The 17,926-nt window shown below is 36.8% G+C and carries 10 protein-coding genes; 9 read left to right on the top strand and 1 reads right to left on the bottom strand.

Annotated elements, in window-relative coordinates; genetic code table 11:
• The first annotated feature begins 8 nt into the window (after nt 1-8).
• The gene (locus HHU12_RS18985; protein ID WP_169658318.1) at nt 9-1,790 is read left to right on the top strand and encodes a RagB/SusD family nutrient uptake outer membrane protein; all 1,782 of its coding nucleotides are present in this window, start codon (nt 9-11) and stop codon (nt 1,788-1,790) included.
• Nucleotides 1,791-1,859: 69 nt separating this feature from the next.
• Entirely contained in the window at nt 1,860-3,476 is a 1,617-nt protein-coding gene (locus HHU12_RS18980; RefSeq protein ID WP_169658317.1) for a hypothetical protein, read from the top strand.
• Nucleotides 3,477-3,854: 378 nt separating this feature from the next.
• Here the strand turns inward: HHU12_RS18980 and HHU12_RS18975 are convergent, their stop codons facing one another.
• Nucleotides 3,855-5,603 (bottom strand): caspase family protein, encoded by a 1,749-nt coding sequence (locus tag HHU12_RS18975; RefSeq protein WP_169658316.1) that lies wholly within the window; start codon nt 5,601-5,603, stop codon nt 3,855-3,857.
• Nucleotides 5,604-6,238: 635 nt separating this feature from the next.
• Between HHU12_RS18975 and HHU12_RS18970 the strand changes: the two genes are divergently transcribed.
• The 7 genes from HHU12_RS18970 to HHU12_RS18940 all read left to right on the top strand — a co-directional run bounded on the left by HHU12_RS18970 (nt 6,239) and on the right by HHU12_RS18940 (nt 17,350).
• Entirely contained in the window at nt 6,239-9,316 is a 3,078-nt protein-coding gene (locus tag HHU12_RS18970) for a SusC/RagA family TonB-linked outer membrane protein (protein WP_169658315.1), read from the top strand.
• Nucleotides 9,317-9,335: 19 nt separating this feature from the next.
• Complete coding sequence (locus tag HHU12_RS18965) at nt 9,336-10,820, top strand: RagB/SusD family nutrient uptake outer membrane protein (protein ID WP_169658314.1); 1,485 nt, start codon at nt 9,336-9,338, stop codon at nt 10,818-10,820.
• Nucleotides 10,821-10,837: 17 nt separating this feature from the next.
• A complete protein-coding gene (locus HHU12_RS18960; protein WP_169658313.1) occupies nt 10,838-12,121 on the top strand; it encodes a PKD domain-containing protein in 1,284 nt (427 codons plus the stop codon).
• Between the two features lie 101 nt (nt 12,122-12,222).
• Nucleotides 12,223-13,251, top strand: a complete 1,029-nt coding sequence (locus tag HHU12_RS18955; RefSeq protein WP_169658312.1) for a LacI family DNA-binding transcriptional regulator — start codon at nt 12,223-12,225, stop codon at nt 13,249-13,251.
• Nucleotides 13,252-13,433: 182 nt separating this feature from the next.
• Complete coding sequence (locus HHU12_RS18950) at nt 13,434-14,318, top strand: ROK family protein (protein WP_169658311.1); 885 nt, start codon at nt 13,434-13,436, stop codon at nt 14,316-14,318.
• A gap of 4 nt (nt 14,319-14,322) precedes the next feature.
• Nucleotides 14,323-15,192 (top strand): ROK family protein, encoded by an 870-nt coding sequence (locus tag HHU12_RS18945; protein WP_169658310.1) that lies wholly within the window; start codon nt 14,323-14,325, stop codon nt 15,190-15,192.
• A 343-nt stretch (nt 15,193-15,535) separates the two neighbouring features.
• Entirely contained in the window at nt 15,536-17,350 is a 1,815-nt protein-coding gene (locus tag HHU12_RS18940; RefSeq protein ID WP_169658309.1) for a glycoside hydrolase family 9 protein, read from the top strand.
• Nucleotides 17,351-17,926 lie beyond the last annotated feature (576 nt).

Here is a 17,926-nt window from a genome sequence, read left to right as displayed (position 1 = left end):
TTAAGACAATGAAAAATAAATTATATAAAATTATCTTAGGTGGCTTATTGGCAACTTCGGTTTTGTCATGTAATAGCTTCTTGGAAGAAAAAAATCCTAACTCACTCAATTCAGATGACTTCGGCAGCACGCCTGAGCAATTGAATTCAAGCTTAACGGCGGTTTACAGTACATTCAAAGAAAAGTCTCTTTTGAATATTGTAAACGAGTCAAGACGTGATGACATGTGTTTTCCAGGAACACAACAATTCCCTTTGATTAACGATCAATTTTACCATAAAACATTTAACTCAGCAACTTCAACAATTGCTGACAAGTGGTCTCGTTTGTATAAAGGTATCTTCAGAGCAAATCAAGCAATTATCAACTATTATAAGGTGTATCCTGAAGAGGAAGAGTTAGATCTTTTAGGAGAAGAAGTAGTTTTAGAAGAAGATGATACGCATCGTGCGATCTTAGCACAAGCACGTTTCTTCAGAGGATTATTCCACTTCTATGCTTACAATACTTTCAACGAAGGAAAAGTAGTGAAATTTGATTTTGTTCCTACAGCAGAGCAAGATTTCTATCAGCCACCAACTGATCCAGCTGAAATGAGAGAGTTCTTCAGAGCAGATTTTGAGTTCGCGAAGAAAAACTTACCAATTGAATGGGAATCAAAAGACGTTGGTAGAGTGACAGCAGGTGCGGCAGCAGCAGTTTTAGGAAAAAGTTACTTGTATGAAGGTGATTACATCACTGCAGGAGAGTATTTTAAAGATGTAATTGAAAACTACGGTTATGATTTAACTTCTGATTTCCTTGATAACTTTAGAGAGGATACTGAATTCAACTCAGAAACAATTCTTGAGATCAATTACTCAAGTAATTTCAACACAGAGTTTAATGTAAATGATGATGCTTCTACTTCAAATGATATTGTAAGAGGTTTCGTTACTCAAAACTTTGGTGGATGGGGCACTATTCAACCTGCATTCTGGTTAACAATGGCATATAGAAATGACCCATTGGACCCTACAGACAACAGAAACTATTATATCGATGAGGATGGTAATTCTCAATTAAGACCTTTCTCTTTGAGAACTTCAAATTCGATTGTGATGATTGATAATGATATTGATGATTACTATCAAAATGCTCCTTGGTCTTATGGAAATAAACTTTTCAACCAGAAACAAGCTTATTTCAAAAAGTATTCTAGATTCGAAACACGTACTACTGAACTTGGTGATGATAACATTGCTCGTTCAGGATTAAATGTTACAGTGATTCGTTTAGCAGATGTTTACTTAATGTATGCTGAAACGTTGATCAAAGGTGGCGCTGATGAGGCTGGCGTAAATGAAGCATTAAAGTATATCAACAAAGTACGTTACCGTTCGGCATTAGAACTTATTGGTCCTTCTTCTACAAGTGAATACGCGGCATCTCAACACAATGAGAAATCTTACACAGCAAGAGAATTAATGGATCATTTAATGTACATCGAACGTCCATTAGAACTATCAGTGGAAGGACACTCAATCCGTTGGATGGATTTAAGAAGATGGGGTATTATTGGAGACCGTTTCAAAGAACTTGCTGACCGTATGTATCACGTAGACAAGTTTGTAACACCTGAGAACAAAACAGTTTGGGCTTCGGTATTGTATAATGGTGATATTGGAGATGACAGAGTTCATTTGAATAGAAGCGAATTTGAAACTTCAGTTCAGAACTACGTTCCAAGCTTGCATGACTATATGCCAATTCCAAGTGTGGAAACTGCAGCAAACCCATATTTTAATTAATAGAAATAAGTACACAGATATTGCTTCCGGGCGGTCTGTGTACTCATTCACTATCAACTTTTGAAATAAATGAAAACATTACAATATATATTTAGTGCGCTTACTTTATTGCTCTGCTTAAATGCATGTAACAATAAAGAGTATGAAGTACCAAATGAGTTCTCGGATGCAATGTGGTATACGAGTAAGTCAAACACAAACTTCAATTATGGTGATACAATGAAAGTAGGTTTAAATACTTTTGTTGCATTTTCAGATTTATCACAAGGAACTGTGGATCATGGCTGGACGATTCCAACAAATGCCAATTTCTTAGGAGGAACGATTGAGAATACTGTAAAAGATTATGCTCCATTTATTATTAATGAAGGAGAGACATTTTCTGCAGATAAAACGGTAAAAGTTCTATTCAATGAAGCATCAGGATTAACTGAAGCAGGTGAAGATTCTATTTTTATTGTAAACCTTTACAACACATTTAGAGATTCTGTATCTTTTGCAGGTCTTGATACAATGGAATCAGTATACGAAAATGGTTTATGGGTGATGGATAGAGATTTCTACATTAAAGTATATGATACGATTACCGTAGAAATGGAAATCTATAGAGAGAATGGTGAAAAGTTAGAGAACATATTGGACTCTACAGTGACTCATGAAATTGAATTTGGTGAGAAATTGAGATTCGTTGATATCACAACAAAAGGTGAGCCTGATGCTCGTTTATGGAAAATCGGAGGTGAAGAATACATCGACCAAGAAGTATTATACACTACAAGCAAGTTGGGTAACTTGACGGTGAACCTTACTTCTAAGAGAGAGGATCCAAACTTGCCTCAAACTTCTAAGTTCTTCAATTTACCTTCAAAAATTGTTGTAACTCCTTCCACAAAACCATTTGAGATATCAGGTGATGTAGAGGAATTAGAAGATCAAACGATCAAGTTAGCGTTTAACGGATTCTTTAATTCATTTACAGCAGCAGCTGGTAAAGATGCCTTCACTGTAACATTAAACGGTTCTCCAGCAACAATTTCATCTGTCTTAAGAAATGCAGATAACTTTGCTGAAATCGATATCAAATTAGCTGAAACTATTTACAGTAACGACGAAGTTATTGTGACATACGCAGGAGGTTTAGAAGCAACAGACGGAAGAGCAAGTGCAGGTTTTACAAAAACAGTAAAAATGCATACTAAAGTACTTTTAGAAGCACACGTACCTTCAGTTGAAACAGGTGGCGGATATGTGATTGATCAAAATACTTTGAATAACAACTCAGAAAATATCACTGTAGAGTTAAGAGCAAACCCTGACGGTTCAAGTGACCAAGTAATTTATTTGAAGAAAACAGAGGGACCGCTTCAATTGAATGGTATCGACAGCCGATTTGCAACAGCAAAAGGTAAAAAGTATAAAGTTAAGTTTAAGCTTTGGTCAGAAGAAGCAACAGCAGGTTTTAAACTAATTGCTTTTGAACCACAATGGTGGAATATCCCAGAAACTACTTTCTATAGTGCTGGTGTATCAGGGAAAGTAATAAATCAATGGGAGAGTTATGAATTTGTCTATGACAAAACAACAGACGATAACCTTGTTTCTTATTTCATTATTCAATTAGGTGCAGTGGGATCACATTACCTGAAGGACTTAAGTATTGAAGAGTATGATGACAGACCTGAATAAGGTTTAGATATAAGTAGAGGAAAGTTAAGAAGGGTGCAGTAATCGACTGTCTATCCTCTGAAAATTGGAAGATAGCCTTCTTAGCCTTTAAATCCATAAAAGTGAACAGCTGATTTGTATTGGTTGTTCACTTTTTTTTTTTCAATAATTTTTGGGAATGATGAATTAAGAGTGATGAAAGACAAAAAGTTCGTGTTGTGGTTCATGTGCACATTTTAAAATGGTATCAATACAAAAGATAGGCTTAGAAAGTTTTTTACCCAAAACTTTGAAGGTGCGTAATATTGCAACATACAAGCAACTACCATAAAACCACTTTATTGAGTACAGTGTGAATTATTTTTCTTATCAAAATAAAAATATAGAACTTTAGAAGTGTTATTCTACCGTCCATTGTGGATTGACTAAATAAACGAAGTCTCCAATTCTTAATTCTTTATGATGATTAAATCGTTGTAAAGTTTCAAGTTCGATTTCATAATTTTTCGATAAACTGAAGTAAGTGTCACCTTTCTGAATAATGTGAAATCTTGAAGGTAATTTGATGCCTTTACCAAGTTTAACTTCTTTTACTTTGTCATAAATGGCATCATCACTGCTGATGTCATAGTTTGCTATTTTAATTTTATTCTTTCCAATAGAAAGAAGGAAAGGATCATCAACAGGGATTCCTTCAGCTTTGTCGGGGTGGGAATAAAAATTAAATAAGGGATGTATTCTAAAAGAATAAAGCTCTTCCCATCTACCATTTTTGTAGGAAATGACATAATATCTGTTGATAACAGAAGCTTGAAACCAATCAATCACATAACCTACTTCATCACCTCCATCACCATCAAGATCTCCTAGATTTCGAAAATGAAAAAGACCATTTTGACGTTCCCCTCTTTTTAACTCAGCTTGTCCAATATTTTCATTTGAGCCATATATATAGAGTAATACATCTTTATGATCGATACGTAATGTATCATTACCCTTTATTGCTAGATCTTTGAATTGCTGTTGCTTATCTAGATCATATACCTCATAAGTTAAAGAGTCTTTCTGTTGATTTCCGTCAAAATCACCTGTGATAGTATATTTTAAAGTAGAGATTTCTTCATAATCTTGAGGTACATCAAAAGAAGAAATAAAAGTAACTCCAAAACCTATATCATATCTACCCCCACTTTTATCATCATTAACAGAATTCTTTTTTGGAGTAGTTTTAATTTCTGAGTTGTTTTTTGTTTTTAATGTTGAGAAAACAAACTCACCTTGTAAGTTATGGTTTCCAAAGTAACTGTAATAAGGGTTGAGTTGTTTGTCCGATTTTCCAATAGCACTGAACAAATCTTTACTACTAATCCAAGGATCTTTTTTGGTAGAAAAGTCAATCAATGTTTTGATAAAAGCTTTTGCAAAAGGTGAATGTTGTCCTGCTACACCATCGCTAACTTCTTCCATACGACCTGAAGTGATTACTACTCTTGAAACATATTGTTTTTGTTTAGCTAGAAAGTACTTTGCATCTAAGTTGTGCTCACTAATTTTACCTTTAAGCTTAGGCAGTTTTTGATCAAATGAACCACCAAAACAAACATCTAGAATTACCATAATTTGTTTGGTAGGTAAAGTATTGATATTTCTACTTAGTGTTGCATAGGGAATGTAATTATTTCTATTGGGATCTAATGCTTTTGGTTTAGAGTCTGTTGTAACTAAAAAGCCATCATCAAATTCATTAGGATCATAATCTCCATGCCCGGCTATATAAATTAATAATCGACTTAAAGAATCAGAATCTGAAAATGTTTTTCTGTATTTCCTGATCTCATTTAAGATATCATCCTTTGAAGGGTTTTTTAATATATTGGTTTGATAATCATACTTATCTTTTAGAATTTTTCCAATTTCGTTGACATCATTTATTGGGTTATTTAGGTTAATCCATTCATTTCCTCCATTTGGGTATTTATCAGTACCAATTAGAAGTGCATACTTTTTACTTTTCAAAGAATGAGATTTTACATTTAATGCTCTAGATAATGTGTTTTCGTTGCTTGAAGGTTTTTCTCCACCACAACTACTTAAAAAAGAAATGCTTAATATTATCAGATGGATAAGGGTAAACTGTAATTTACTCATGTTATATATTATAGTTTTTCGATGCAACAAAGTTGGACAATTTTCAATTTGAAACAATAATTAATAATCTATTTTAAACTATGTTATCAAAAACAGAACGATTTTAAATAAAAAATATGTAACACAAATATTGAATATGATATTCGTAAAATCACTTTTTAATAGTTACACGTAACCTTTTTATGTTCACCTTTCAATTTTGATAGAATCCGATTTACCTATAGTTGTAGGGATGTTGCATTGCAACGTCCGCTGAACCACAACACACAACCACATACTTTTTAGAATAACAATGCAACATTTCCCATTTGTTGCATTGATTTTTTTACTCGAAGCCTCAAAATAGAAAAACAGCTCCTTTTTATTTGTGCAATGCAATAAGTTAAATTGAAATAATTAAGGTTTAAAATAAAGTAAATCAGTATTTTATGTATTTTGTTTGTATAGTGAAACACTGCTTTAGTAACTAAAAAATACCTAATCCCTAGTTTTCAATAATCTATTTCCTTACTAAAATAACCACTTACTCTTATTGCATTTCTGAAAATTATTAATGCAAACGCTTGCATAATTAAAATGTACCTTCTACATTTACTTCAACTTCAGTAAATAAATATTAAATATTCTCTATTCAAATGAACAAAAAGCTATACTCAGTATATAGCGGAAAATGGAATGAAACAAGAAAAGACGTACTCACTTCAACTTGTGCATTTTTATTTTTGCTGCTATATCTTCCTGCGCAATCTTTTGCGCAAAACAGAATCATTTCAGGAAAAGTAACAGATCAACAAACTAAAGCCCCTCTTCCTGGCGTCAATGTGGTTATTGACGGCACCAGAAATGGTACAATCACAAACATCGACGGCGTTTTTAAAATTGAAATTGCCGGAGAAAACACTAACCTTAAGTTTACTTATGTAGGTTATGAGGAGGTTGTAATTCCCGTGGGTAGCTCAAATACCCTGGATGTCACTTTGCAAGAAGACTTAGAACAACTAGACGAAGTGGTTGTGATTGGTTACGGTTACCAGAAGAAAACCGATGTAACAGGTGCTGTTTCTACAGTAGAAGCGGACGAACTAGTGAAAAGAGATGTGGCCACAGTGGGGCAGGCATTGCAAGGACAGATGGCTGGTGTCACTGTTACGCAAGGGTCCGGTACTCCAGGTTCTTCTCCCAATATCTCCATCCGAGGTTTAGGCTCTCTCAACAATACCTCTCCTTTGTATGTGGTGGACGGAATGATGCTGGATGATATTTCACATATTAACTCAAAGGATATTGAGTCCCTTCAAGTATTAAAAGATGCCTCAGCTTCTGCTATTTATGGTTCGAGAGGTGCCAATGGTGTTGTTATTATTACTACCAAAAAAGGCGAAGACGGACACAAAAGCATCAATTTTGGGGTGTATACAGGTTTTCAGAATTTTGGTAACACGCCTCGCCTGACGAATGCTAGTGAGTGGGCCATGCTGAATAATGAAGCTATGCTGGCATCGGGAAAAGCGCCTCTTTATCCTAATCCGGAAGCTTTGGGAGAAGGAACAGATTGGTTGAGTGAAATCTCTAGGACAAATGCTCCTATTCAGAATTATGACCTTTCTTTTACCAGTGGCAACGATGTCAGTACTTTCTTTATCAGTGGTCAGTACTTCTCTCAAGAAGGGGTCATCAAGAAAACCAATTATGACAGACTTTCATTGAGAGTAAACTCTGAACACAAAATGACCAAGTTCTTGAAAGTAGGAGAAAACATCACACTTACCCGCTCTAATCAGTCTACTATATTGGAAGGAGATGAGTGGAACAACTTACTGATCACACCGTTGAATATGGAACCTACAACACCTGTTTATAATGAAGATGGAACATACGCCGCTTCAAATAATCAAGTGAGAAACCCGGTGGCAGCTGTGGATAATACTTTTGATACAGGCGAGTCTTTCAGAGTTTTAGCCAATGTGTATGCAGATCTTTCGTTACTGAAAGGATTAACTTTCAAAACGAACTTGGGAACGAATTTCTCATTTGATGAAGACCAGGATTACAATCCTATTTATTTTGTTTCCAACACCGATAGAAATGACATCAATAGTTTATTCAAAGGGAATAACCGAGCACAAACGGTGGTTTGGTCCAATACATTGAACTATAATCACAAAATCGGAAATCATAGTTTTGATGCATTGGCAGGTACTGAATATTATGATGAGAAACAAGAATGGTACGGTTTGACAACTTCTGATTTTCCTTCAGACAATGAAGACAACAGAGTGGTGGACAATTCAAGAAATAGTCACCAAGCACAAACGTACGGTTCTTTCTTTGAAAATAGACAGATTTCTTATTTAGGTAGATTGAATTATTCTTATGGAGAGAAATACCTTCTGACTGCAAACTTCAGAGCAGACGGTTCTTCTAAATTCGGTTCGAAACACAAATGGGGATATTTCCCTTCGTTCTCCGCAGGTTGGAGATTGAATGAAGAGAACTTCTTGAAGTCGACTGATTGGCTAAGTCATTTAAAGTTGAGAGCTGGTTGGGGACAAATTGGTAATCAAGCAGCGATCCCTGCTTACACTCAGTCCACAGTGGCAACAGCAGGTTTGAATTATGTATTGGGTTACCCGAGTTCTGTAGTCAGTGGTTCAGCATTCCAAGGCTTAGGCAATGATGAGGTGAAATGGGAAACAGTAGAATCAACAAACGTTGGTGTGGAGTTCGGAATTTTGGAAGGAAGATTATCAGGTAGTGCTGAATACTACATCAAGAATACAACGGATATGTTGCTGACTCCTCCGGTTCCAGGGCAGACAGGACTTGAAAATGCACCTTGGCAAAATACTGGTGAGATGGAAAACAAAGGTATTGAGATTGTATTGAAATGGGAAGACTATATAAACGACAATCTTAAATATTCAATTGGCGGTAACTTCACTACAATCCAAAACAGAGTGGTGAGTTTAGGTTCAGCTTCTCAGATTGATGATGGTGAGTTTAGAAGTTCAGGATTTGTGAATAGAACTGTGGTAGGCAGACCGATCTCTAACTTCTACGGTTTGGTAGCAGAAGGTTTATTCCAAAATCAAGCAGAAATTGATGCTTATTATGCCAACTTCGAAAGTGTGCCGGCCAATGTGAAGCCAGGGGATATTCGCTATAGAGATGCAGATGGCAATGGAGAGTATGATTATGACTTTATAGGAAGCCCAATACCTGAAATCACTTACGCAATCCATGGTGGTGTTTCTTATAAAGGGATTGATTTCAGCTTCTTGCTTAATGGTGTATATGGTATTGAGGTCTACAATGGTCCTGGCTATTACCAATTAAGTTCAAGAGCATACTGGAACACGGCCAAAGAAAGACTAAACCGTTGGACAGGTGAAGGATCTACAAATGACCCAAGAAATGCAAGAATGGTAGATGATGATTCACAGAATACTCGTATTTCAAGCCGATATGTAGAGGATGCCTCTTTCTTGAGAATTTCAAATGTACAAATTGGTTACAGCTTCCCTCAAAGTATTTTGGAGCGTGCAAAAATCAACTCATTGAGAGTTTATGCAAGTGGTCAGAACCTTTACACTTTCACAAAATACACAGGCTATGATCCTGAAGTGGGTGGATACGGTACTTCAATCGGTCTGGACAGAGCCACTTACCCTGTTCCAAGAACCATTACATTCGGTTTAAACTTAGGCTTCTAATTCAAGATCTATACATACAATGAAAAATATAAATAGAATAGTTGTAGCAATTGTTTCCTTGTTTTTGGGAGCATGTTCCAACAGTTTACTCGAAACACCTGCACCTAATATTTCAGATAAATCATTTTTTACTTCAGATCAGGCGGCGTATGATATTTTAGTAGGTGCATACGAACCCCTCACACGATACAATTACACACAGATTCATGAATGGATGATTGGTGATATTGTTTCTGATGATGCTGAAAAAGGTGGAGAAGGCCATGGTGACTGGGCAGAATGTCAAGACTTAAAGAACTTCAGAGCCAATCCTGAAAATTCAATTTTAGTGAGCAGATGGAGAGAACCTTATGTGGGGATCAACAGAGCGAATAAATTGATAGAGGGCATTCAAGATAATGAGAATATTTCTGCAGAGGTACAGACACGCTACATCGCGGAAGCAAAGTTCTTAAGAGCTTGGTATCACTTCCATTTATTAAAAGTATTTGGTGGGATTCCGATTGTCAACAAAGTATTGCAACCGTCAGAATTTTTCGGAGGACGTAATACAGAGCAAGAAGTATATGCACAAATCGAGCAGGACTTAAAAGATGCAGCAAGCGGTTTGCCTTCTAAAGAGGAACTTGCCGATAGTGAAATGGGCAGAGCTACAAAAGGAGCAGCTGAAGCGTTTTTGGTAAAAATGTATGTGTTCCAAGAAAAATGGTCTGAAGCAGCGTCATTATCACAAAACTTCATCGACAATTATAAATGGTATGACCTGGAAGCCAATTATGAGGATGTATTTACATCAAAAGCAGAAAATGGTGTAGAGTCGATTTTCGAAATCCAACATTTGGGAATTACTGGCGATACCAACTGGGGAGATGACAACAGTGGTTCAGTGACAGCCATTTACCAAGGAAGCCGTCAGCTGTACAATGCTAAAGGTGAAATTGAGAATGGATGGGGATGGGGTTTCAATTTGCCCACTCAAAACCTTTATGATGAATACGAAGACGGTGATGTAAGAAGAGGAGCAACGCTGATTGATGATGGAGATGTACTTTGGGCAGGTACTGCTGATGAGGAAACAATTTGTACTCAGCATGTCAATAGCATTGGTTATGCTCAAAAAGTATATCACAATAAGAAATACTATATTCCAGCAAGTGAGAGAATTGATATGTCAAACTCATCGAACAACTGGAGAGCAATCCGTTTTGCAGATCTATTATTATGGAATGCTGAAGCCAATGCGCATCTAGGCGGAGATTGGAAATACGGGGTCAACAGAGTAAGACAAAGAGCGGGTTTGACAGCGACAACTACAAGTGATGCACTGACGGCTGTATATCATGAGCGAAGAGTGGAATTAGCCATGGAAGGGCACAGATACTGGGACCTTGTGCGTACTGGAAGAGGTAACTTGATGGAAGGCTACTCAGAAAGCAAACGCTACCTCCCTATTCCACAATCTGAAATGGGTTTGAACCCGAGCTTAGAACAAAACCCTTATTGATTTAAACCACAAACGCAATGAAAAATATAGTATATATATACACACTATTGATGGGCTGTTTCATGCTGTCATGTTCCCCAGAAGTAGAGTTAAGAGAACAGCCGAGTCAGTTGCCTTCACTATCGTATTCTATTGATGCCACTGATCCCAATCAACCTATTTTATCCATTGATGATCCATCCGTTTTTAATGCCAATTGGTATTTTGAAGATGGAACAATGCTGCAAGGTAAAAGTGTACAATGCTTTTATCCTCTAGAAGGAAACTACAAGTTTACAATGACGGCCGCCAATGGTTTAGGGATGGCCAATGGAGAAGGTGAGGTGACAGTTGCAGAGAGTAATCCAGGCATGGTTTACGGTATTCCGGAGTATATTGCACTTTGTGGAAAAGAAGGAGAAGGCGGTAAGTATTGGGTATGGGATCAGGATGCACCGGGTGGAAATGTGTCTTATATGACGGCAGATTACAACTGGGAAGAATTCTGGTGGAACCCATATGCAGGTGATGCAGGAGCAACTTTATCCGATTTGTTGAATGAAATCAAGTTCGATTTAGAAGGCGGTTTTAACTTCACAAGGTTTGAATCAAAAGGAGTTGAGCTTGAAAAAGGAAGTTTCTCATTGAACATTGATGAGATGACGATTCAGATCAACAATGCAAGTATTCCAAATCAATACGATGGGAATTTAGACGAAAACGTGGCGGCAACAGGAAAATACCACATCAAAGTAATCAGTGATTATGAATTGTTATTATGGCAAGACCAAGGACCCAATGGAGGCGGATCAAATGATTATGGTTGGGCATGGAAGTTCAAAGCAAGAGACTTAGTGCCAACAGATGATCCGGTTTATAAACTGTGTTTTGATGGAAATGGAGCACCGAAACAATGGAAGTTTGACTTGGAGGCATCAAGTGGAGGAAGTTATATGACAGATCCTGGTAATTATGATGTTTTTTGGTGGAACCCTTATGCCGGTGATGCTTCAACATTACAGGATTATGACAATACCATCCAATTCCATAAGGATGGAACATATCAAAGATTTGCAAGCGATGGTAGTGAGATCGAAGCAGGGTCCTACACTTATGACAGAAGTGTTGATGCCATTACTTTCGAAGGTGCAACGATACCAAATTACAATGAACCTAATTTGGACCCTGATGTAGCAGCTACTCAAATTTATGAGGTGAAGGTAGTTGACACAGACGAGTTATTACTATGGCAAGATGGAAGTGCTTTGAATCCAAATGATTACGATTACGGATGGGCATGGAAATTTGTTCCTAGTGAATAACATTCTTGATGATGGACTGGCCTTAGGTCAGTCCTTTTAAAAAATGTAGTTGTAGTTCGCATTTTTATGTTTATTTTTCTGAAAATTTTGGTTTGAAAAAGATGACAAATAAACAGAAGAAGGAATCGGTAACGATTAGCGACATAGCGAAAAAATTAAATATAGCTACATCTACAGTTTCTAGAGCATTAAATAATAATGAAAAAATTAGTGAAGCTACTAAGAAAAAAGTACAGGACGTAGCACTTGAATTAGGTTATGAAATCAGTTTAGCCGCTTCTAGTTTAGTAAAAAAGTCGACAAATTTAATCGGTGTAATTGTACCAAAAGTAGGCTCCGAATTTTATGCAGATGTGATCAATGGTATTCAGGAGAAAGCACAGGAAAAAGGATACAAAGTAATCATATGTCAATCTGATGAAAATGTAAAGCAGGAGATTGAAATGACGAAAGTATTAAATGCAACAAGAGTGGACGGCGTGATAGCATGCTTGTCTATGGAAACAAAATCTGTGGAGCATTTCAAGGCTTTTGAAAAGAACAATATTCCCATCGTCATGTTTGATAGAGTGAGTTATGATATCAACGGACCAAAAGTAGTGATTGATGACTATGAGGCAGGGTATGTTGCCGCCAATCATTTAATAAAAATTGGACGTGAAAACATAGCACATTTGTCGGGGAATACTCAGGTGAAAGCTTTTGAAGATAGAACACACGGTTTTAAAGATGCATTGAAAGAGCATAAACTGCCTTTGCATCCTCAATTTTTATTGTCATGTGATTTATCCGAAAAGGACATCAGAACAGCCTTGAAAATGTGGATGAACGGTGCTCAAAAGCCCGATGCAATCATCACTTCTTCTGCTCAGTCAGGTTTGATTTTAACGACAGTATTGAAATCAATGGGCTATAATATACCAGAAGATTTGTCCATTATTACATTAGGCAATACAGCATCAAATGAGTTTATTACGCCAACATTATCGGCCATTAATATCCCAGGAAAAGAAATAGGGAGAGCCTCTTTTGATGAAATTTTTACTTGTATCAAAGAAGGAAAAAGCAGTAATAACATTTCAGTAAAACCTATTCAGCTATTAATTAGAAATTCTTCTTTTAAAGCATAGAGAAATGAAGAATTAAGAATGTAGAATGAAGAAAAATGGACCGTGTTGTGGTCTGTACAGTGGTTGTTTAGCGTTTGTGATAACGTAATATTTATCACCAACCACCTTCATTCTTAATTCTACATTCTTCATCCAAAAAGTAGCATCACTGCTTTCATTTATTATTTTGAAAAAGGTAATGTATGAAAACAGAGAAAGAAATAATTGGTGTAGACCTCGGTGGCACCAATATGAGGGCAGGACTGGTAAAAAATGGGGAGATTATCGATTTAGCCAACGGGCTGGTGCCAAAAGTAGAAGACCCTCAAATTGTAATTGATATTCTGATGGACACGATCAGAAAAGTGATGACCCCACAAGTGGAAGGGATTGGAATTGGTGTGCCAGGATTGGTAGAAAGTCAGACGGGTGTAGTCTATGACATTCAGAATATTCCGTCATGGAAAGAGGTGCCTTTAAAAGCAATTCTTACCGAAGAATTTCAAGTGCCTGTCTTTGTTCATAATGATGCGAGCTGTTTTGCAAGCGGAGAAAGGTATTTTGGAGAAGGACAGCATTACGATGATTTTGTTGGTTTGATTACCGGTACAGGCTGTGGGTCTGGAATTATTAAAAATGGTCATTTAATGCAGGATCAAAATTGTGGAGCAGGAGAGTTTGGAATGATTCCTTATCTCCATCACAATTACGAATATTATTGCAGCGGTCAGTTTTTTAGAAGAGAATACAATATCTCAGGCCAAAAACTAGCAGCGCTCGCCATGGAAAAAGATCAGAAAGCATTAGAAATATTTGAAGAATACGGAAAGCATTTAGCCAAAGTGATCATGGCAATTCTGTTTTCGGTAGACCCCAAAGCAATAATCATTGGAGGGTCTGTAGCACATTCGTATGAATACTATCAAAAAGCTATGCATGATGAAATAAAAACCTTTCCTTATCAATTTGTATTAAAAAAACTCGTCATAAAGCCTTCAAGAATGAAAGAAATTGCTATACTTGGAGCTGCAGCGTTATATTTTAATGCATTAAATGAAAATACTCAAGTATCAGAATTGAACTATTAAGCAAATGATTCAAGATTTAACATCACAAAATAAAAGTGCCATCGGAGTTTACTTAGGTGGTAAAGTACTGAAAGTAGGTAGAGTAAAAAAGAACGTAGTGGAAGCTTCTCTGACACTTCGCATTGATAATAATGCGGAAGAAGAAGTAGTACTGAAACAAATTTTTGATGCTATCGACCAAGTATTTACAAGTGATGTTGGAGGTATAGGAATCGGCGTGCCAAGTCTTGTGGATGTTGACAGAGGTGTAGTATATGATGTGGAGTATATTCCCTCATGGAAGGAAGTTCACCTGAAAGATCTGCTTTTTGAGAAATACAAAGTCAATATTTATGTCAATAACGATGCAAATTGTTTTGTGATCGGTGAAAAGTACTTCGGTAAAGCAACCAACTATAGAAACGTGGTAGGTGTCATTGCAGGCGTAGGATTAGGGTGTGGTGTAGTTACCAATAACAATCTCTACTCTGGTGCCAATTGCGGTGCTGGTGAAATTGGTTGTATCTCTTACCGTGATCATAACTATGAATATTATTGTACAACAAAATATTTCCAAACTAAATATGGTCTAAAGGCAGACGCTTTACTTACTAGGGCAAAGAAAAAAGATAAAATTGCCCTGGCTATATTAGAGCAATTTGGTTTAGACTTCGCACAAGCCGTAAAAACAATCCTATACGTTTATGATCCTGAATGTATTGTGGTAGGAGGAGACCTTACGGATTTCTTCCCCTATTTTGAGAAATTTGTATGGAAATCATTACGTAAATTTCCATACTCCAAAACCATAGATAAACTTAAACTAGAGGTAAGTGAAGAACCTAATATTGCAGTTCTCGGTGCCGCCGCACTTTATTATGATGACTTGCAATAACAGTTTTTGAGTTAAGAATTAAGAGTTAAGAATGAAGAAAAACAATAAAACTACTACCTAGCGCAAGTGTTCAGGGAAGCGTCACTTGTGCTTGCAATTGTTATAAGTCTGAAGACTTATAGCAAAACAAAACAGAGCTAAAAGTCTTCAGACTTTTTTCAAGTAAAGGTCCAAGTCACGCTTTCAGCTTAAGACTTGAACCAGTTAAAGTTTTATGAAAACATTTGTAATGAAGAAGGACAGTGGAATTAATTTCCAAACTACGAACCATCTTCACTCTTAATTCTTAATTCTTCATTCTTAACTCTTAACTCACCGCCTTTAGTGATAACGCAATAAAATAATGAGAAACTATCAACTAATTTTCGGAGCATTCCTATCATTATTATTTTTTAGTAATACAATAATAGGAGCGGAGAAATCCATTTTCTTGATTAATCATTTAGGCTATCAGCAAAACGAATATAAGTCGGCCGTTTTACAAACCTCATCGAGTAGCATTCCAATAGAATTTTTCATCAAAGATACCAAAGGGAATGTAGTATTTAAGGGAGCGTTGAAAGAAGGCGGTCAAGTGGACAATTGGCACACAGGCAAAGCGTATAAAGCCGATTTTACCTCATTTAATGAAGTGGGTAAATTCATCTTAAATGCAACAATTGGAGAAGAGAAAGTGCAGTCTTATTCATTCTCCATCTATGAAAATTCAATTGCTTCAGATGTTTTGCCACTTTTAGTAAAAGCTTTCAAGCATGAACGTTCTGATACTGTTTATGAAGAAAAAGACAGTAAGATGTCTTTCTTTGGAGACAGAGATGATATAGTTGATGCAAGTGGTGGGTGGTACGATGCCTCTGGCGAAAAAGGAAAGTATCTAAGTCATTTAAGTTTTTCCAATTACATGACCCCGCAACAACTTCCAATGAACATCTGGAATATGCTGGAATCTGCTTCAAAATTGGAAGAGGTAAAGATGGATAACCAGAAGGATATCATTAAAAGCTTAAAAGAAGAAGCCGCTTTCGGAGCTGATTATCTAGTGAGAATTCAAGATGCAGAAGGCTATTTTTACGCCACTATTTTTGCAGGTTGGACCAAAGATCCTAACCAACGTGAAATCTGTGCTTATTCTGGTCAAGATGGAAAAAGAAATACGAACTATCAGGCCGCATTCCGTGAAGGAGGAGGAGTTGCTATTGCCGATTTGGCACGTTGTGCATCAATGAAAGTAGAAGGGAAATATTCGTCAGAAAAGTACCTTGAAGTAGCAGAAAAAGGGTATACTCACTTAAAAGAGCATAATACCGAGTATTGTGATGATGGTAAAGAAAACATTATCGATGATTATACGGCATTATTAGCAACAATAGAGCTGTATAAAGCAACGGCAAAAGAAACTTACCTAGCAGATGCTAGACAAAGAGCAACTTCATTGCAAAACAGAATGATGTCCTCAGCATATGGGATGTTCAATTGGTTAAGAGCGGACGAGAAGGGAGAAAGACCTTTCTTCCATGGTGCCGAAGCAGGATTGCCGATTATTGCCATGACGCATTACCTTTCGATAGAAAAGAAAGCTTCAGCAAAAAAGAAAGCACTGGCATTTATTAATAAATCTGTCAACTTTGAATTGGCAATTACAGCACAGACTACCAATCCATTCGGGTTGTCCCGTCAGTTTGTGAAAGCGACCAATGAAGATAAACCAAGAGCAGCCTTTTTCATCCCACATCAAAACGAAACAAAATATTGGTGGCAGGGTGAAAACGCAAGATTGGCTTCTTTAGCAACTGCTATGTATAAAGCCATACCCTATTTGTCAGACAAAAAAGTAAAACAGTCGGCCAAGCAATTTGCATCAAACCAAACCAACTGGATTTTGGGGCTTAACCCTTACAATGTTTGCATGTTGCAAGGTGTAGGTTTCAATAATCCTGATTATATAGAACAAGGCGTTTCTTATAATTATGACGGAGGCGTTTGTAACGGTATCACAGCAGGTTTTAAAGATGAATCAGACATTGCATTCAGACCTATGCCTTACGAAAATGACCCCGCTCAACGTTGGAGATGGTCAGAACAATGGTTACAGCATGGCGGATGGATGATTCCTGCAGTAGCTTATGCAGCATATATACAGACCTTACAATTGAACTAATTATAATGGGGTGGTTGTATTGTGACCACCCTATTCAATTCTTTATCTTATGATAAAGTAAGGTTTTTTTTATGGTGGTCCTCAAGGGCGTTGTATTGCAACGTCCACTCGATCCACAACAAGAACCATTATTTTCTTCATTTATTAAAGGGACAAATAGCGTGCACCACGAGAGAAGTCATGGGCAAGTGATATTGACTCCACCAACACTGAAGTGTTGCCTCAGTAACCAACCCTCAACACTTCATTATTGATGAGGTTGCGGTATCACCTACCCATAGTTTTAACTATGGTGTGCGAAACATCATTGTACCTTTAGCACTTCTACGTATAAATAAAATAGTTAGTACAGTATCAATTACTACTGTTCCCGACTATACATCAAAATTAAATCTCATTTGCACTACTATTCTTCAAAATTTTAGTAGAGAATCGGCCTGCCCTGTAGCTACGTAACCTGCTACGTTTTGCCAGGGAAACCTTCTTACAACACCCCTTAAAATACAGTTTATTTATAGCAAAATCAGTCTATTAAGAAAAACATATGTGCACGTTAGTAGCAACGTAGCCTGCTAC

Source organism: Flammeovirga aprica JL-4, assembly GCF_012844305.1.
GTDB lineage: Bacteria > Bacteroidota > Bacteroidia > Cytophagales > Flammeovirgaceae > Flammeovirga > Flammeovirga aprica.
The sequence above is the reverse complement of the archived record's forward strand: the minus strand, read 5'-3'. Positions and strand labels throughout refer to the sequence as shown.